Here is a 17,798-nt window from a genome sequence, read left to right as displayed (position 1 = left end):
AACCCTATGAGCACAGCACTGTGCATTTTGGACAGGAAGTAATACGACGTGACCGACCAGACCGTAGGTGCGCCGGACGCCCCTAAGCGCCGAGTTTCGCCACTCGCAATCACCGTTGTGATTGTGGTCCTTCTGATTCTTGGCTTTTTGGCAGTTGCCTCGGTTCTTACAGAGGTGCTGTGGTTCCGGCAGGTCGGATACCTGCCGGTGCTCATGACGCAGTGGATCGCGGCGGCCGTCATGTTTGTGATCGGCTTCTTTGCCATGGCCGTTCCCGTGTTCCTTGCAATTGAAATTGCGTATCGTAAGCGACCGGTGTATGCGCGGCTCACCGCTCAGCTTGACCGCTACCAAGAGCTTTTTGAACCGCTGCGTCGGCTCGTTAAGTGGGCGCTTCCCGCGGTTATTGGCTTGTTCGGAGGTGTGAGCGCAGCCTCCCAGTGGCAGCAGGTTCTTTTGTGGATGAACAGCGGCCCCACCGGCAAGACTGATGCCCAGTTCGGCATTGACATTTCCTTCTACCTTTTCAGCTTGCCAATCTTGCAGGGGGTTGTCGGGTTCGCGTCGGCCGTGACTCTTATTTCGTTGATCGCTGGAGTCGCAACCAGTTACCTTTACGGCGGGATTTCGTTCTCAGGGCGAGATATTCGCGTCTCAAAGTCGACTCGAATCCAAGCAGCAATTCTGGCGACGGTGTATTTGCTGCTGCAGGCAGTGAGCCTGTGGCTCGATCAGTACAGCAAACTGAACGACCCAAGTGGTTTGCACACTGGGCCGATGTTCCAAGACGTGAACGCCGTTATTCCGGGTAAGCAGATCCTTGCTGGAATCGCGCTCATCGTCGCAGTGCTGTTTTTGGTTACGGCGTTTACCGGAAAATGGCGGTTGCCGGTTGTCGGGACGGCTCTTTTCCTTGTCTCGAGCATTGTTATTGGTGTCGGCTACCCCTGGGCTGTGCAGCAGTTCCAGGTAAAGCCAGATGAGAAGAGTCTCGAGGCTGAGTACATCTCTCGCAACATCGATGCGACTCGCGAAGCATACGGGGTGAATAACGTACAGGTCGAACGCTATGACGCGGTCACCACTGCTGAAAAGGGTGCTTTGCGAGATGACGCCGTTGCAACCTCAAACATTCGCATCATGGATCCCGAAGTGATTTCTCGCACCTTTGCGCAGCTTGAGCAGAGCAAACAGTACTACCAGTTCCCGAAATCACTCAACGTTGATCGCTACGAAATCGACGGCAAGGTTGAAGACACCGTCTCGGCTGTTCGCGACATTGATATTTCCGCTCAGGATGGTTGGTACAACCGTAGCCTTGTGTATACCCACGGCTACGGGCTTGTTGCCGCCTACGGCAATCAGCGTTCACCAAGTGGTGAGCCAGTTTTCCTTGAGGGTGGAATCCCAACAACGGGTCGCCTCGGTGAGTTTGAGCCGAGGGTCTACTTCGGAATGGACTCACCAAAATACTCCATCGTGGGTGGAAAGCGCGACAAAGCGATCGAGGTCGATTACCCGACCGATGCCGAGAGTAGCGCAGAGATTACCGCGGAAGATGAAGCGAAGAAAGACTCGGCGGCAAAGCCCGCCGAAGCCAGTGCGGACTCCAAAGACACAAAAAAGAACGCTCAGACCGAGACGAGTTCTGAACGCCAGAATCTCACCACGTTCAAAGGTAACGGCGGCCCGGAGCTCAACAACATTTTCACAAAGCTCATTTATGCGCTGAAATTCCAAGACATGGAGGTGCTGCTATCGGGAGCAGTCGTTGACGGATCGCAAATTCTTTACGACCGCAATCCGCTCGAGCGCGTGCAGAAAGTTGCGCCCTACCTGACTCTCGATGAGTCCCCCTACGCTTCTGTCGTCGACGGCCGTATCGTATGGATCATTGACGGATACACAACCTCCGCGGACTACCCTTACTCGGAGCAGAAAGACCTCAACGAGTCCCTTGTTGATGCGGAGAACCCGCGCACAAGCCTCATGACGAAACCAATCAACTATATTCGCAACTCTGTGAAGGCAACGGTTGATGCGTACGATGGCAAGGTGACGCTCTATGCGTGGGATGCAGAAGATCCGCTTCTGAAAGCATGGGGAAAGGTATTCCCGGGCACTCTCAAGAAGGCAAGCGACATGAGTGGTGAACTGCTCAGTCACGTACGTTACCCAACGGACCTCTTCAAAGTTCAGCGTGAAATCCTGGGCAAGTACCACGTCACTGATCCCGGGGCGTTCTATTCCAAGGAAGACGCGTGGCGTACACCTAACGACCCGGTGAAGACCGTTGCCGAAGGTGTGACCCCGCCCGCTCAACCGCCTTACTACTTGACGCTTTCCGCGGGCAATAAGGTCGAGCCAAACTACTCGATCTACTCGACGTATATTCCCGATGCCAGCGGTGCGACAACCCGTGACATTCTTACGGGATACCTCGCTGCGAACTCCAACGCGGGTTCTGAAGCGGGTAAGGTATCGAAAGACTACGGAGTACTCAAACTGCTCGTGCTGCCGAAGGGCGACACGATCCCAGCCCCCGGTCAGGTGCAGAATAGCTTTAGGTCTGACCCGAAGGTATCCACGGAGTTGAACCTTCTGAAAACCGGAGATACACGTGTGATCAGTGGCAACTTGCTGACGTTGCCAGTTGGTGGTGGATTGCTCTACGTTCAGCCTGTGTACATTGAGGCTGCCGAGGGCACACGAATTCCACGGTTGCAGAAACTGCTGGTCTCATTTGGCGATGACATAGCATTCGAAGACACCCTCGACGGGGCCTTAGACGCACTGTTTGGTGGCAGCTCAGGAGCGAGTGCTGGTGACGGCAATACCGCAAAGCAAAATGACGAGGGCAATACCGAGACGAAAAGCAAGGACTCCGGTAAAGCGACGAATACCAATTCGACTCTGAAGGACGCCCTGAAACAAATGCAGAGCGCCTTGAAAGATCGTGACCAGGCCATGAAAGATGGCGACTGGGCCGCTTATGGCGCGGCGGACAAGCGTCTTGAAGAGGCTCTCGACGCGGCGCTGAACGCAGAATAGTGATCGAGGTGGGAATCTCCCACCTTCGCTCACAAGCTCCGGTCCTTGGAGCTGTGAGTTTGCGGTAGAGGAAGTCCCGGTTCTGTATGGACCGGGACTTCCTTGTTCTATGGCTGCTGCGTTGGCCGGAGCACTGTCTTAAGCGACGTTTGCCCCCAGCAACGTAGGTTCTAGAATTGATGCCAAAGAACGGGGGTTTCGCGCATGAAATATTCTGAGATGGATGACGCGAAGCTCATCGAGTTGACTCGTAAGAGTGACATGGCTGCCTATGCGGCACTCTGGGAACGACACGCCACGGCCGCACTGAAAGTAGCGAACTCGTTTTCTCGCACGATCACCCCAGACGATCTAGTCTCTGAGGCCTATGTCAACATTCTCGAGACCATAAACCGCGGTCACGGCCCGACAACTGATTTCCGCCCCTACCTTTTGGGTACTGTCCGCAATATCGTTTCTCGGGTGGCAGCTAAGTCTAAAGAAGACACTTTTGAAGACCTGGAGGCGGTGGTTGATGCGCGGCAGGACGGTGGCATCGATACTTTCTATGCGGGACTGGGGACCTTTACCCCGGATAGTGGACACGGGGTTATGGCTACGCTGCAGCAGCAAGCATAGCTGATTCAAACGCGTCAGGCGCGACTTGCCCGAGGTAGGAGTGGCGGCGCTTCGTGTTGTACCGGTTCACCCACCTGAACACCTCACGGCGACATTCATGCTCGTCCCGAAACGCTGCCCGTCCGTGCAGGACTTCACGCTTGAGCGCCGCGTTGAACGACTCAGCGAGCGCGTTATCCGCTGAGGAACCGACAGCCCCCATTGACTGCGTCACCCCCCAGCTCTGTACACAACTGCGCGTACGCTTTCGAGGTATAGACGCTGCCGTGATCTGAGTGAAAAATGGTTCCGTCAAGTGAGCCACGCGCGGCTCTGGCTGCGGTCAGTGCATCACTGACGAGTTCGGTACGCATGTGGTCGGCAAGCGCCCACCCGGCCAGCTTTCTCGAACACAGATCGATCACCGTCGCGAGGTACCAGTTCTTCCCACCCACGATGGGCAGGTACGTGATATCGCCGACATAGCGGGTGCCTGGCGTGTCAGCGGTGAAGTCACGCTGCACCAGATCAGCGACCTTCTGATCATTGGGGTCAGGGACCGTGGTCTTCACCCGACGCAAGAGCCTGATCCCTGAAAGCCCGTGCTCGCGCATCACTCGCGCGACGCGCTTGTGATTCACCCGTTCGTTCTCGGGTGCCCCGTCGTTTAAGTCCGCGGTCACCCGGGGTACCCCGTAGGCGGGATCCCCGCCAGCCTCACGGTCTTGCGCACGTCTCACTCGCGCAGCAAGCGCTTCGTCGGCTTGCGTGCGGGCGGCCCGTTTCGGGGCAGCTTCCACCCACGCATAATACGAGGAGCGAGCAACGTCGAGGACTCGGCATAGCCACTTCACCGGGATGGTGTCACGGTGGTCGTCAATGAACTGGAAGCGGCTCACCAGTTCATCTCTCCCGCGAAATATTTGGCTGCCTGGCGGAGAATATCGCGCTCGGTCTCAAGCTTGGCTTTCTCGTTTTTCAGGGCGCGGTTCTCGGCAAGGAGCGCAGCCACCTCACCCGTCTCTACTAAGTCGGTAGCAGCGCGGCTGTCACGGTTTGGGGGCGGCGTGGTGCGGTACTTCTGCAGCCACAGCGACAGTGTTGACTTGCCGATGCCGAGATCACTCGCGATCGAGTCGAGGGTCGCTCCTTCGGTGGTTTCGTAGAGGTCAACGGCTTGCCGTTTGAAGTCCTCGGAGAATTGTTTGGGCATGGTTCTATGGTCTCGCTTTCTGCCGGAAAACCCGGCATCAGCGTGTCCACACTTCGGGGTAAAGGCCCGTCTGAGCGCTAACGGTTCGTGAACTTCTTGATCCGGAAAACTTTCTCAAGAAAAGTCGGTCTTTTCTTGTAAAGGTTTTGCCTCCGTTGTCTCTATGTAGATGAACGGGTCTTTTCTGCTTGTCTGATCAGGCTCCGCTCATAGGGGGTGTCTCAATGATGCCTGGAATCTAGCGAATTAAGGACAAAAACATTCATGAACAAGCTATCTAAGGGTCTTATCGTTTCTGGTCTGGGCGTGTTACTTCTGCTGGGCACAGGTGGATCACTCGCGCTCTGGAACGTCAGTGCAAGCAGTGAAGCCGGTCAGATCGTGACCGGTGACCTGAACCTGAGCATTCCGACTGAGGACCAGGTCTGGGAAACGGTGGACGCCGAGGGAACGTGGACTCCCATTAGTAATATCAGTGACTACACGATTGTTCCGGGGAAACCGTGCGCTTGACTCAGCCGCTCGATGTGACCCTCGTTGGTGACAAGATGGCCGCTGAGCTCACGGTCGACACCTCGCAGGCGATCAAAGCAGTTGCAGGGGGGAGCTTGCCGGGCGAGTTTCTGACGGTCTCGTCGGCCTTTGCCGACGCCCCGAGGGCGAGGCGTTGCCCACCCAGGTGGGAACTAGCAACACCTGGGAGTTTGATTCTGAGCTGACAAACGGTACGGCGCGCTTCACTCAACAGATCACGTTCAGCTTCTCTTCAGAGGTCACTGACCGCGTCGGTGCTCTCGCGACGATTGATCTCGCTGAGACCAACTTCGTTCTCGAGCAGAAGTTCGACAATCCAGCGGCATAGGCAAACGAAGTAATGGTCGTCTCGGCGGCCTCATGTTGTCCGCGAGTTGAGGGTTCAATTCGCCGACAACATATGTAAGGGGGAGTGAGTGGGAGACGCCAGATCCACAATCAGACTAACAAGAAAATGGGCGGCAGCAATCGCAACTGTCTCGTTGTTTGCGGTTGTCGCGCTTGCACTGGGGGTAGGCCAATCGTTGGCCGCTTGGAAAGTATCAAAGACTGGGACAGGCGCATTCTCTGTTGGATCGTTCTCGTTCCAGCTGAGCGACGCTTCGGGTGGGGGCGCTTCACCCAGCAGTCCCGCGAGCCAGAACCCTCCGGAGTATGTCTTCGAACAGCTGAGTGGTAACTTAGATGCGTTGCTCCCGGCAGTATTGGCGTCGCGCAGATGCTGATTACTAACACGGGATCCACGCCTCTCACACTTTCATACACCGGGGTTAGTTCTTCAGCAGGAACTTCCGCTGAGGAAGCCTTCTCAGGAGCCTTGCGTATGGGTGCCCTCGCGCGAGAGAGCGAGAGCTGCCAAAAGACCGATTTTGAACTTGCCAACCTGGTGAAGTTGCAGGCCGTCGGTTCTGAAGCTCCCTTCGACGTGATTTCTGGTGAGGATCCGTTAGCTCCTGGAGACAGTCGCTTTCTTTGCATGGCGGTTGCCTTGAGCGCAGATGTTCCGCCTGAGGCTCAGGGGCAGAAAGCAACGTTCTTGATCAAGGTTCGTGCCGACCAGTATCGCCGGGCAGCATGACCACGGCAAAGTATCTGGGGGAAACAAGCGAGATGACACGGGGGCTCAAACGCTGTCGATTGTGCGTAGCGCGCTGCTCTCGATTGTGGCGTCTTTTGTTGTCGTTCTGGTGGCAGCACTCGTCGTGATTCCACGAGTTACCGGCTCAGAGAGCTACACGATTTTGACCAGTTCAATGGAGCCGGGATTTCCGCCGGGCACCGTCATTGTGACGCAACCTCGACCGGTAGCGAACATCGTCGTCGGTGACGTCATCACTTATCAGCTCGCGTCAGGCAAACCTGAAGTTGTGACGCATCGAGTCGTGGGCATTCGCAGTGACACTCAAGGCGACATTGCCTTCACCACACGGGGAGACAATAATTCGATCAATGATCCCCACCCTGTGATTGAGCGGCAGGTGAAGGGCGTACTGATCTACTCGGTGCCTTTTGTCGGGATGGTGCTGAACCAGGTCTCGGGGAACGTAGGACTGTGGGCTCCCGTTGCCGGGGGAATCTTGCTGCTTGTCGTTGGGGGCAGCTATGTTATTTCACATTTCTCGAGAACTGGTGCTTCTCAGAAAAGTTCACGCTCTCGCAGGGTTAGCGGTGAGCCGCATGCGTAAACAAGTTGCTCGCGCTTCACGACTGCTGGGTGGTGTGCTCGGGGTTGCGATCGTTGTTTGTGGTGCCGGGGTGGTCTCGACTGCTGCGGCGATTCCCGGGGGAGCGGCTGAGGAAACTCGGCCATTGCTGCTGAGCAACGATGGACGACAGTGGAGCACGGCGTTGTAGCAGCCTGTTTTTGCTGGCTCAAGTCGCCTTGTTCCCGGTGATAGCGTGCTCGGCGATTACTGGCTGCGCAACAACTCAGGGGAGGCCGCTTTTTTAACGGTACAGCTTTTGGCAACGGGTCTGACAGAGGGAACGAACGATTTTGTATCCCTCGCAGCGAGAGTGGATGGCCGCGAGTTTGCTTCCGTTTCCCTGAACGACGATGGGTGCGCGACGGTGGTGCAGGGACTTCCCATTGCAAGCGGAGCTATTGTTCAGCTGGGTGCTTCAGTAGCCCTCAGCATTGATGCTCCTCTGGAGCTGCGGGGGCAACGAGCGGATCTGAATGTCCGAACAACTCTTCACGACGCAGATTTTGACCCAGCCCCTGGTCAGTGCCTTGCCGATGGCGGGTCGATGCCGGATACTCCGCAGACCGTGCCTCCGGGCAAAAATCCCGTGACACCGCAGAAACCGCAATCGCAGGTAGGTCAGGAACAAGCGGGCTCGCAAGGAGGACTTGCTGCGACCGGAACGTCTGTGGGTGGCTGGCTTCTGCTAGTAGCCGCAATGACAGCGGGCGGCATTCTTCTAAGGACACAGCGAAAGGGGGCGATAAATGAATAAGCTTCGACAGCGACTTGGTAAGCGGCTTCGTGCCCTGAGTATTGGCGCAACCGTGATGCTGGTGGTGGGCCTTACAACCGTACTCGGTGGGGGCACGGCGGTAGCCCTGTGGAGTATTGACAGTGCCAGTATTATTGCCTCGGCCAGGGCAGATACTCTGCGCGCGCTGGATAAGCCCGTTGCCACGGCCACAACCGCCACCCAGATTTCACTTCAGGCGGGCGACGGAGTGAAGAGCGACACGCTCTCTCCGCGGTACTCGCTTGAACGCTCAGTTACCTCTGATTTTTCTAACCCGGTAGCCGTCGGCACCGCAGACAGCTCGACGTTTACTGACAACGGCCATCTCGCTGCAGTGGCCACCAGCAGTACGTTCACGAAGATTGTGATGGGCACCGACGCTGGCTGTGGAATCACCGCGGGGAAAGTGATGTGTTGGGGCAACAACACGAGTGGACAGCTCGGACAGGGCACCCTGGAGGGCAACTCTGGTACGCCGCTGCAGGTGAAGTCGCACGCAGACGACGTCCAGTCAGATCTGCCCGCCGACGTTGCGATTCTTGATATTGCCGCAGGCCTGCGCACGTTCTGCGTCACCACCTCCACGCAGGACGTGTATTGCTGGGGTCGCAATGAAAGTGGTGCTGCGACGGGCAACTCGACCGACATGAAACCCTTTCCCACCAAGGTTGCGGCAACCCCGCGAGGCAATGTGAGCTCAATCACCGTCGGTAATAGCAGTGCCTGTGCTCCATTTGACGGGTTCGGCGCCTACTGCTGGGGCAGCAACTCAGTTGGCCAACTGGGGGCTGGAATTGCGGTCAGTGCAGGCCCCTTTGCGCCCCGGAAGGTTTTGTCTGCCGCTGCAGGATCAGACATTCCCGCAGGTACAACCCTGCAAATGATTCGCGCTGGGAACGACATGGGTTGTGTTATTACTTCGGGAGTTGCGTACTGCTGGGGAGTAACCTCTATCGCGGTTTAGGTATTGGTACAACCATCAACGCTAACGCGCCCAAGGCAGTGGTGCGGGGTGGGTCCAGCGCCATTCCCGCTGGTACAACGTTCACTGACATCTCACTGTCTGCGCAAAATGCTGCGGTAGGGCAGCGTGCATCGTGTGCCGTTGCTGGCGGTGCCGTTTACTGCTGGGGGCGTTTGCCAACGGTTCGTTTGGCAACTCGGCAATCTCGGCTGACTCTGCCTACCCTGTGAGGGTGTCGGGATTGCCCGCAGGTACCGTGACGAACCTTTCCACGGGGTTTCTTGGCTCGTGCGTAGTCATTTCGGGTAGGAGCTACTGCTGGGGGTCAAACGCGAAGGGGCAGTTCGCAAACGGTACCCTCACCGGTGGTAACCCCATTGCGACCACCGTTCTGCCCGCCGGTAAAACGGTGAAGGAAATCGTGGGTCAGAGCGAAACTCGCTGCTGGTTGTTTACCGACGGAAGTAGCGGGTGCGCTGGCCTCGGTGGGGTAGTCAACCGACTCGGTGAGGGACCAGGCGGGCGTGTCACCGATAACAATACGAATATCGGCACAATGGCAACTCCGGTGCCTGTGTTGTGCGTTGGCGGAACACTTCCGCTTGCCGATGGCTCGTGCTCGCTCAAACCGGCAACAACGTACTACTACCGAATGTTCTACACCCTGGGTAACTGGAAGAGCCCGTTGTCTGAAGTTGTGGCAGTCTCGACCAAGTGAAAATGGCCCAAAACAAAAATCCCGATCTCTCTCGAGACCGGGATTTTTTGTGCCGCAGTAGCGACTTTCGTTGCGGGGGCAGGATTTGAACCTACGACCTCCGGGTTATGAGCCCGGCGAGCTACCGAACTGCTCCACCCCGCGGCACAAGAGATAACACTAGTCCGGACTTCGCCACAATGCAAATCGAGGTGCAAGCCGTGTCTGTGGATAACTTTTTCGTGAAACTTGCGCGCTCGCCAGCATTGGTGCATGGACGGAAAATCCTCCTGAGCAACACGCCCTGGTTGGGGTGTGCTGCTGCGAAACTGATCGGAGCAAACATGGGCAAAGCGGCGTCAAACTATCTCGCATTAGGGCGAAGAAACATGATTCGTGGGAAAGCGTTCATCGTTCTGCTCGGCATTCTTGCCGGATTGCTACTCATGAATGGGTTTCCCCTAAGCAGTATGCTTCCCGCTGCGCACGCAGCTACCCAGGGTGCCGGACACCTCTACAAGGGTGTGTTTGTTGGTGCCTTCATCACATCGTCCACTCAGTCGAATGCGTACTGTGTTGAGCCCGACGGTGACAATCCCACATCTGAGGTGCCGCCGAAAGTGATGTCGAGTTTGCGTGGGTACCGTATGCAATCCACCGGTCACTGGGTCGCGCCTTACTCAAACGAGCGAGGCCTGATGCAGATGAACTACATCACTTCAATGCACGGTGGTCTCGCTCTCGGGCCAGGTTGGCACGACGATCAGGCCGCTGCGGTAGCGCTTGCCATCTGGACGATCCGAGGTGCAGAAGACGCGGAGGTCGCGTTCTGGGTCGCAAATATTCGAGCCGCTGCGCCCGGGCACGTGCAGGACCAGGTCGATTCGATCCTTGCAGAATCTGCTGCGGCGATTGTGCCTCCCGTGCTCAAGGCCCCGGCTGATCCAGCTGTGGTCTGGAAGACCTCAGCGACCGGTGTGGTTGATGTGCCCGCTGGGTACCAGCAACTTCGGATTGAGGCGGGTGGCCGTTTGACAGGTGCAGCACCCACAGGTGTGACATTCGACTCGGCGGCTCAAACGGCCACTCTTGATAGCACGCGGGCGGTTTCGCTCAGATTTGAAACGACCCCCGACCTTGGCTCATCAAGGCTGCAGGAAGTGAAGTTTTCGGCAAACTGGACCAAAACTGGAAAGAGATGGCCTGCTCGCATCTGGGGGTATCAGCCCGCTGCGGATGACGCGGATCAACTTTTGCTCTACGGGGGCGGCTCTGAGGACTTTTCACAATCGGGCACTTGGCGTAAGACGTCGGCAACAAGCGAAGAGAGCCGTTTTGCCCCGGTTGTGAGGACCGAGGTGCCCGCAACGCGGTTGGAGAAGGGCGCACCCTACGCGGACCGAGTGACGTTTGGAATCGCTGAGCATTCCGACCCCTGGCCCGTGTATTTGGAAAATGGCGTTCAAAAGTACCGACCCGTGCGAGCCACGGGAACACTGTACGGCCCCTTCGCATCGCGTCCAGAAGAGAGCGACGAAGCGCCGATTGATCCTGTGCCTCCCGTTGCGGCGACAGCCGAAGTGATTGCAGTAGACGGTCCAGCAACCTATGAGGTTGAAATTTCCAGGGATCCGGCGGCAAACGTTTCCGGCTATTTCACGTGGGTATGGGAAATTGATGCTCAGAGTCAGGGGCCAGAAATTCAAGTGGGGGCGAAAGAGGAGTGGCATCTCGATTCTCGGTACTCATTCCACGATCGGTTTGGGATCCCGAAGGAGACTCAGTTCAGCCCAATGGAATTTAACATCACAACACGACTCGAGGACGCGGAGCTTGCCCCGGGCGGGAAAACGATCGATCGAATTACTCTGGCGAGCAATGGGACATGGCTTGAGCGAGATGGTAAACCTGTGCCGATCATTGTGAGAGCGTCGGTGTACGAAACGGATGGGAACCCTGAGCGGGCGGTAGAACCTCCCCAGGATGCGCGTTTGCTGGCAACAGAGAAGGTTACGGTGACGTCTTCCGAAGCTCCAAGCGAGATCGAGGTTGTCGCGCCGTTTCCCGAAGAGCCGGGGAGGCTGGTTGACGGCTCGCTCGGATTGACCGTTCAGGCCTGTGTCGTTGCTGAAGACCAGGAAGAGGGCATAAGGGAACTGATCGAGGAAAGCTGTGATGACTGGGGTATCCCTGAAGAATCGGCTCGTGTTGTGTCACCTCAGGTTGCGACGGTTGCGCAAGAGACAGGGCAGGTGGGAGGCCGAATTGTTGATACCGCAAATGTGAAGGGGCCCGTTCCTGAGGGGGCGACACTGGGTTTCACCGCTTATCTCAAGGCTGAAGTTGGTGCACAGCGGTTCGATGAGCATTGGCGGCCCGTGCTCTCTGAGGGGGAGAGCCGGTGCGCTGGACCGAAGACGACCTTGCCGGCTTAGGCGAGAAAGCGCTGTGCGAGCTGCAACCGGTCGCGAAGACCGCAAGAGTAGCGATCGTTGCCTCTGGAAGAATCACTTCTCCCGCGGTGACGGCACGCTCGGAGGGAACCATTCACTGGGTGGAAGATCTCGCTATTGAACATGAGAAATTCGGAGACCCGCTTGAGCTACACAGGGGGATCTGCGGGCTTGTTGAGGAGACAACAACTGTGAGGGATTCAGAAGCCCATGAGCGGTTGCCTCAGACGGGAGTTGCGAGGAGTATCGTGATCACAGTGTCAAACGCAATCATCGCTGCTGTTGTTTGCCTGGGATTGGTACTTCGTCGCCGCTCCAAGAGCGTCGGAGCTGCCGATTAGGTGCCTTTGGGTTTGAAACGCAGGCTAAAAACCGGGACCCGCAGAGGTTATGCAGCACAACCAAATGGTTTTCATAGGTTCGCACGACATGCTGGTACAACACGAAGGGAGTCTCCATGACCACCACCCCAGACCAGAATCCTGAAAACCTGAACGCTGAGAACCTTCAGAGCGGCGAGGCTCAGGGGATCAGGCAGCATCGAACCCGACTGTGCCTGATCCTATCCCGAGTGCGCCTCTTGCTCCGCCGGTTGCACCAGCTCAAACGATCCCTGCTGCACCAGCGGCTCCGGCCGCCCCGATCGCTCCTGCGCTCCCGGTTGTGCCAGCGGCTTCAGCAGCCTCGGTGAGCCCCGAAGAGCCGGCGACACCCGCAGCTCCCGCGGTTCCTTCCTTCCTGGAGGAGGCAACTGCTCCGGCAGCGCACCCGACAACTCAATTCGCGCCGGTTCCCCCTGCCGCTCAGGCGCAGCCTGTGCCGCAGTCGGCTGCACCAGCTCACGCACCGGTGCAGCCAGCTCAGCAGTACGCTGCTCCAACTCACGTGCCACAGCCAGGGTTCTCCGACTACACCGGGCAGCAGCCCATGGGAGGAGACTACCCAGTGCCGTCGGCCCAGGCGACTCAGCCGACGGTTGAGCACCCGGCGTTCCAGCAAGCTACAGCGACAGAAGCTCCGGTTGCCGCCGCATCCTCGAAGAATCGAACCGGGGTGCTGCTCGCGGGTCTCGCGATTGGTGCCCTCCTGGGTGGCATCGTGGGCGGTGGCGTCGCGGCGGTTGTGTCTTCAAATACCTCGAACTACTCCGGTTCGCAGGCGAGCGGAACACTCACGCTCAACAACCCTGACTCGGCCTCCACGGTCTCCGGGGTCGCCGCTGTTGCAACCCCGAGCGTCGTGACGCTTGAGGTTAGCGGCGGCAGCTCAAGCGGCTCGGGTTCTGGTGTGATCTACCGTGAAGACGGATACATCATCACGAATGCCCACGTTGTCACACTTGACGGTGCAGCAGGGGACAACGCGAAGATTCGCGTCAAGCTCAGTGACGGACGTATCCTCACTGGAAAGCTAGTGGGGGTCGACCCCTATGCTGACCTTGCTGTTGTGAAAGTCGATGCTGACAACCTTCCCGCAATTAAGGTCGCGGACTCGACTAAACTCAACGTTGGTGACACGACGGTGGCAATTGGTGCACCGCTCAACCTCTCAAGCACCGTCACAAGTGGTGTTGTGAGTGCTATCAACCGAGGTATCTCGGTTGGCAGCCCGCTGATTCCTCAGGACGGTTCAGATCAGCAACAGCAGCAGCCGAATGATCAGGGTGACCAGGGCACGTTCCCCTGGGACTTCCAGTTTCCCGATAATGGTCAGTCTGACAAATCGCAGCAGCAACAGCAGCCCACTGCGGGCACGGTGACGCTGCCCGTGATTCAGACTGATGCATCGATTAATCCGGGTAACTCTGGTGGTGCGCTGCTGAACGCGGACGGTGAACTCATCGGCATCAACGTTGCGATTGCTTCCACGTCAAGCAGCGGCGGTACAGCGGGCAGCGTTGGTCTCGGGTTCGCGATCCCTTCAAACCTTGCGGTGCGGGTTGCAGACGCGCTCATTGACGGAAAGCAGCCATCGCACGGTTTGCTTGGCGCTTCCGTGGTGGATTCAAGCCAAGACACCGACGCTGATCAGAACTTCGCTGGCGGACTCATTGTCGATGTTGCTTCTCAGGGTGCGGCTGAAAAAGCTGGGCTCAAAGCTGGCGACGTTATTACAAAGGTCGGTGGAGTACCAGCGGTTGATGGCACTTCGGTGTCTGCCCTTATCCGTATGAATGGCGGTGGTAGCAAGGTCACCATCGACTACATGCGCAACGGGAAGGCCGCTCAAACCGAGGCAACACTCGGCACGCTCGAGTGGTAACTTTCTAGATTCCCTTTCACGGTGCCGCAGCGAAGCTCAAGAATTGAGCTTCGCTGCGGCACCGTTGCGTTGAGTGCCCTACAGTAGTTGTAATGAGTACCGGTGGATTTAACTTCGCCCAGGGCAACCTAAGTAAACTGCTTGCGCTCCCGAAGTACTTGCTTTCTGTGATCGTCTCGTGGTTTGTGCCTCGATCCGATACAAAGTGGGTGTTCGGCAGTGGAATCGGGGTGGCCGAGGGCGCGCTCGTGGTTGCTCGTCAGCTTCGACTGGAAGAACCAGATGCTTCGATTAGCTGGCTTGTCGCGAACGAAGAGGAGGCTGAGGCCGCTCGCAACGAGGGGTTTGTGCCCGTAGCTCGAGAGAGCGCCTCCGGCTATTGGGCGACACTGCGGGCGGGCCGAATCGTCGTTACTCATGGACTCGGTGATGTCAACAGATTTGGCATCATGGGTGGCTGTATCGTGCAACTCTGGCACGGCGCGCCCATTAAGCGACTTCACCTGGACTCTCAGGTCACAACGGCCATAAGCGGACCGGCTCCGCTGCGGGTGATGCTGCGCCGCATGTATCTCGCTGGATCGCGGCAAGTCTCCCTCTACGTTGCGGGGTCACCTCTCGCCGCCGAACGGCTCCGTTCGGCCTTCCGTGTTGCGCCCGGAAAAGTGCGAGTGCTAGGAGACCCCCGAGACGACACACTCGCGTCTCAGGCGGCAGACCCCGCCAAAGCCGAACGAAGTAAACAACAGCTGCAAGAACTATTAGCGGCCGCAGGATCGAGCGTTTCTGCGCAAGATATGCTGATCCTCTATGCGCCGACCTGGCGCGATGGTGATGCGGACCCGGCTGCGCCAACAAAAAAGGAAGTCACTCGCCTTCGTAAATTACTGAATCAGCATGGCGCCCATCTGCTGATTCGCTCTCACCCACTCGGTGCAGGAGCTTACGAAGGAGTGCTGGGGGAACGAGTTCATCTGCTCGGCGCCGATTTCTTGCGTGAGATCACTCCTCTGCTGGGGGCATCGACGCGATCATCACCGACTACTCTTCGATTGCCGTCGACTTCGCCCTCATGGGACGACCAATCGTCTGGTTTGCCCCTGACCTCGACCACTATGAAAGCACTCGGGGGCTCTACGAGCCGCTTGCAGTGACGAGTGCGGGCCGCATAGAGCGGACCTGGAGCGACGTTATCGAACGGCTTGAGCAGTTGCAGCGCGGCAGCTCGGCCTGGCGGGCAGCCGAGGCGGATACGCGTGCGTTTGCGCGTCGATTCCACAGCCACCCAGAGGGTGACGCTGCGTCAAGAGTGCTCGCGGAAATTCGGCGTTTGCGTTTACGTGACAAAGAACTAGTGCCCACGGGGGTGTCTTTTTCGAGAGTTTTTACGGACGCCAGGTGAGCTGCAACCCTCACGCCATCGACCGCGAGATTGCTCAGCGCTTCCCTGAGGTCGCTCGTTACTGGAGCGTTACGAGCGAGACACAGAAAGTGCCCGAGGGTGCGGTTCCAGTTTTGGTTGGCGGTCGCGAGTGGTTTGCCGCGCGTCGCACGGCGAAGCTCGTTGTAGTCAATGACTGGTTGCGCAATTCGTTCCGAAGGAAGCGTGGACAGACGGTTCTCCAAACCTGGCACGGCACGATGCTGAAGCATCTCGCACTGGGGCGTCCCAACGTGAGTCTGCGCACGAAGCTCGCAATCCACCGCGAGAGCCGCCGCTGGAGCATCATGCTCTCTCAGAACCAGCACTCAACAAATATTTTTAGATCAAGTTACGCGTTTCGTGGTGACATTCTTGAAATGGGCTATCCGCGTGACGATCGTCTTGCACATGCGGTCATTGGTGGGGGTCGCAATCCCATCGATGTGCTCGCTGCGCGTGCCGCCCTGGGTATTCCAGCGGGGTGTCAGTGCTCAGCTACGCCCCGACCTGGCGCGACGGTGGTGTCACCCTCGTCGATGACCTCGACGTGCAGCGCCTCGCACAAGAACTCGGTGAAAATTGGGTTGTGGTTGCGCGCGGTCACTCACGCACTCACACGTTTGGGCGATACCCGGGAAGTGCTGAGGGTGCCGTCATTGATGCGTCCCAGCACGACGATGTGAATGACGTGATCCTCGCCGCTGATGTGCTGGTCACTGACTACTCGTCGATCATGTTTGATGCCGCAGTTGCTCGAGTTCCACAGCTCTTTTTTGTGCCAGATCTCGCTGCATACCGTGATCGCGAACGAGGCTTTACTTTCGACTTCGAGCGCGAGGCACCGGGACCCCTGTTGCAACAGCGTGACGAAGTGCTCGCCCATGCGCAGGCCCTGGGCGAACTCGGTCACGATGCCAGCTGGGTACGTGAGTATGCTCAGGCGCGCGAGGAGTGGCGCAAGCGATTCGCTCCGAATGATGACGGAGAAGCTGCTAAACGGGTCGTTGATGCGTTGATCGAACGTGGTGCACTTTCGATCTGAGGTTAGGCTCGTGACCGGTCAACGACTCGGCCTCCACCGAGCAGTATGCCACGCAAAAATCCGGTTCCCCAGCTCAGGTGCATTGTCACGAGAGTCGCTGCCGTAAGAAGGCGATCCTGCACCCCCTGCTGTTCAGGAATGCGCAGCGTCGCAAACAACACCCCCGCTACATACCCGGCGAGTGGGAGCAGCAGAAGCCACCAGGATGCCCAGGACAGTGCCCCAAACAAAAACAACACCAGGCTCACCACACTCACCGTGAGTGAGATGACAAGCGCTCCCGGCGCAAAAAAACGCCACGGGTTTGCGCGGCCGTAACGGCGAACCAGCACCGCCCGCCACGTGCCGGTGGCAAAGAACTGTTTTGCGAGATCACGAAAACTCGCGCGAGGCCAATACGTCACCTTGAGTGCTGGTTCAAACCAGATGATGCCACTGGCACGGCGGATCCTCAGATTGAGCTCCCAGTCCTCGCCTCGAAGAATACTGGGATCGTAGCCACCGACGGCCTCGATTGCCTCTCGTCGGAAGATCCCGAGATACGCGGACTCGGCGATGCCTGGCGTTCCGTCGCCATGGTAGGCGCCGCCGCCGAGACCATAGGGGCTGTTGTACCCGCGGGCAATTGCGCGTTGCACGGGTGAACGTCCGGCTGCACGCATGATCCCACCAACGTTGGTGGCTTCCTCGCGCTGCAGTGCAGCGACGCCGAGGCGCGTGTAGTCGGGTGTCAGTTCAGAGTGAGCATCAACACGCACCACCACCGGATATTTGCTCGCTGCAATCGCCGCATTGAGGCCAGCGGGTATGTCGCGCGCCGGGTTCTCAACGAGCCTTACTCGCGCGTCTTGTTCTGCCAGATCGGCTGCAATGTCGTTACTGCGATCACGGGAGGGGCCTAGTGCCAGAACGATCTCCTTTTCACCCTCGTAGTCTTGGGCGAGGATCGTGCGAACGGCAGCTTCGAGAAATCCCTCTTCGTTAAGCACCGGCATCACATAACTGACGGCGGGGAGTTCGGGGAGCTTGGAGAGGATCACCTCAGCATCTTCCCACGCGAGCACACGGCATCCAAGCGGCA

General features: G+C 58.0%; 17 protein-coding genes, 1 tRNA gene and 2 pseudogenes. 17 read left to right on the top strand and 3 right to left on the bottom strand.

Features of this window, described 5'->3' with window-relative positions:
• Nucleotides 1–48: 48 nt before the first annotated feature.
• Both G7066_RS09050 and G7066_RS09045 read left to right on the top strand, forming a co-directional pair.
• Nucleotides 49–3,051, top strand: a complete 3,003-nt coding sequence (locus G7066_RS09050; RefSeq protein WP_166330582.1) for a UPF0182 family membrane protein — start codon at nt 49–51, stop codon at nt 3,049–3,051.
• Nucleotides 3,052–3,255: 204 nt separating this feature from the next.
• Nucleotides 3,256–3,669 (top strand): RNA polymerase sigma factor, encoded by a 414-nt coding sequence (locus G7066_RS09045; RefSeq protein WP_166330580.1) that lies wholly within the window; start codon nt 3,256–3,258, stop codon nt 3,667–3,669.
• Here the strand turns inward: G7066_RS09045 and G7066_RS09040 are convergent.
• Nucleotides 3,647–4,861, bottom strand: a pseudogene (locus G7066_RS09040) (IS3 family transposase). The gene G7066_RS09045 and the pseudogene G7066_RS09040 overlap by 23 nt on opposite strands.
• Nucleotides 4,862–5,125: 264 nt before the next feature.
• Between G7066_RS09040 and G7066_RS09035 the strand changes: the two are divergent.
• The 8 genes from G7066_RS09035 to G7066_RS09005 all read left to right on the top strand — a co-directional run bounded on the left by G7066_RS09035 (nt 5,126) and on the right by G7066_RS09005 (nt 9,558).
• Nucleotides 5,126–5,374 (top strand): alternate-type signal peptide domain-containing protein, encoded by a 249-nt coding sequence (locus tag G7066_RS09035; protein ID WP_166330578.1) that lies wholly within the window; start codon nt 5,126–5,128, stop codon nt 5,372–5,374.
• 166 nt (nt 5,375–5,540) lie between these two features.
• Entirely contained in the window at nt 5,541–5,723 is a 183-nt protein-coding gene (locus G7066_RS09030; RefSeq protein ID WP_166330576.1) for a hypothetical protein, read from the top strand.
• Nucleotides 5,724–6,113: 390 nt separating this feature from the next.
• A complete protein-coding gene (locus G7066_RS09025) occupies nt 6,114–6,473 on the top strand; it encodes a hypothetical protein (RefSeq protein WP_166330574.1) in 360 nt (119 codons plus the stop codon).
• Complete coding sequence (locus G7066_RS09020; RefSeq protein WP_166330572.1) at nt 6,445–7,080, top strand: signal peptidase I; 636 nt, start codon at nt 6,445–6,447, stop codon at nt 7,078–7,080. The genes G7066_RS09025 and G7066_RS09020 overlap by 29 nt, the downstream gene beginning before the upstream one ends.
• Complete coding sequence (locus G7066_RS09015) at nt 7,073–7,249, top strand: hypothetical protein (RefSeq protein WP_166330570.1); 177 nt, start codon at nt 7,073–7,075, stop codon at nt 7,247–7,249. Before G7066_RS09020 ends, G7066_RS09015 begins: the two co-directional genes overlap by 8 nt.
• A gap of 45 nt (nt 7,250–7,294) precedes the next feature.
• Nucleotides 7,295–7,855: a hypothetical protein gene (locus G7066_RS15305; protein ID WP_205881413.1), complete on the top strand. Its 561-nt coding sequence runs from the start codon at nt 7,295–7,297 to the stop codon at nt 7,853–7,855.
• Complete coding sequence (locus tag G7066_RS09010) at nt 7,848–8,840, top strand: RCC1 domain-containing protein (RefSeq protein ID WP_166330568.1); 993 nt, start codon at nt 7,848–7,850, stop codon at nt 8,838–8,840. Before G7066_RS15305 ends, G7066_RS09010 begins: the two co-directional genes overlap by 8 nt.
• 232 nt (nt 8,841–9,072) lie before the next feature.
• Entirely contained in the window at nt 9,073–9,558 is a 486-nt protein-coding gene (locus G7066_RS09005; protein ID WP_166330566.1) for an RCC1 domain-containing protein, read from the top strand.
• Nucleotides 9,559–9,628: 70 nt separating this feature from the next.
• On the opposite strand, the gene G7066_RS09000 is transcribed toward G7066_RS09005, so the two are convergent.
• Nucleotides 9,629–9,702 (bottom strand) — tRNA-Met (locus G7066_RS09000).
• Nucleotides 9,703–9,926: 224 nt separating this feature from the next.
• Here G7066_RS09000 and G7066_RS08995 point away from each other — a divergent pair.
• The 7 genes and pseudogenes from G7066_RS08995 (at nt 9,927) to G7066_RS17000 (ending at nt 16,717) form a co-directional block, all read left to right on the top strand.
• A complete protein-coding gene (locus tag G7066_RS08995; RefSeq protein ID WP_166330564.1) occupies nt 9,927–11,972 on the top strand; it encodes a hypothetical protein in 2,046 nt (681 codons plus the stop codon).
• The gene (locus G7066_RS08990; RefSeq protein ID WP_166330562.1) at nt 11,939–12,331 is read left to right on the top strand and encodes an LPXTG cell wall anchor domain-containing protein; all 393 of its coding nucleotides are present in this window, start codon (nt 11,939–11,941) and stop codon (nt 12,329–12,331) included. Before G7066_RS08995 ends, G7066_RS08990 begins: the two co-directional genes overlap by 34 nt.
• A 211-nt stretch (nt 12,332–12,542) precedes the next feature.
• The gene (locus G7066_RS08985) at nt 12,543–14,252 is read left to right on the top strand and encodes a trypsin-like peptidase domain-containing protein (protein ID WP_244302860.1); all 1,710 of its coding nucleotides are present in this window, start codon (nt 12,543–12,545) and stop codon (nt 14,250–14,252) included.
• 92 nt (nt 14,253–14,344) lie between these two features.
• Nucleotides 14,345–15,406, top strand: coding sequence for a CDP-glycerol glycerophosphotransferase family protein (locus G7066_RS16115; protein WP_280116150.1), 1,062 nt, complete (start codon nt 14,345–14,347; stop codon nt 15,404–15,406).
• Complete coding sequence (locus G7066_RS17010) at nt 15,325–15,654, top strand: CDP-glycerol glycerophosphotransferase family protein (RefSeq protein WP_280116149.1); 330 nt, start codon at nt 15,325–15,327, stop codon at nt 15,652–15,654. Before G7066_RS16115 ends, G7066_RS17010 begins: the two co-directional genes overlap by 82 nt.
• A pseudogene (locus tag G7066_RS17005) lies at nt 15,651–16,028 on the top strand (CDP-glycerol glycerophosphotransferase family protein); the annotation flags it as partial. The gene G7066_RS17010 and the pseudogene G7066_RS17005, both read left to right, overlap by 4 nt.
• Nucleotides 16,029–16,156: 128 nt before the next feature.
• Complete coding sequence (locus tag G7066_RS17000) at nt 16,157–16,717, top strand: CDP-glycerol glycerophosphotransferase family protein (protein WP_341873783.1); 561 nt, start codon at nt 16,157–16,159, stop codon at nt 16,715–16,717.
• 2 nt (nt 16,718–16,719) lie between these two features.
• Here the strand turns inward: G7066_RS17000 and G7066_RS08975 are convergent, their stop codons facing one another.
• Nucleotides 16,720–17,781, bottom strand: a complete 1,062-nt coding sequence (locus tag G7066_RS08975) for a glycosyltransferase family 2 protein (RefSeq protein ID WP_280116147.1) — start codon at nt 17,779–17,781, stop codon at nt 16,720–16,722.
• Nucleotides 17,782–17,798 lie beyond the last annotated feature (17 nt).

The organism is Leucobacter coleopterorum (genome assembly GCF_011382985.1).
GTDB lineage: Bacteria > Actinomycetota > Actinomycetes > Actinomycetales > Microbacteriaceae > Leucobacter > Leucobacter coleopterorum.
Note: the sequence above shows the minus strand (reverse complement) of the source record. Positions and strands in the feature narration are given on the sequence as shown.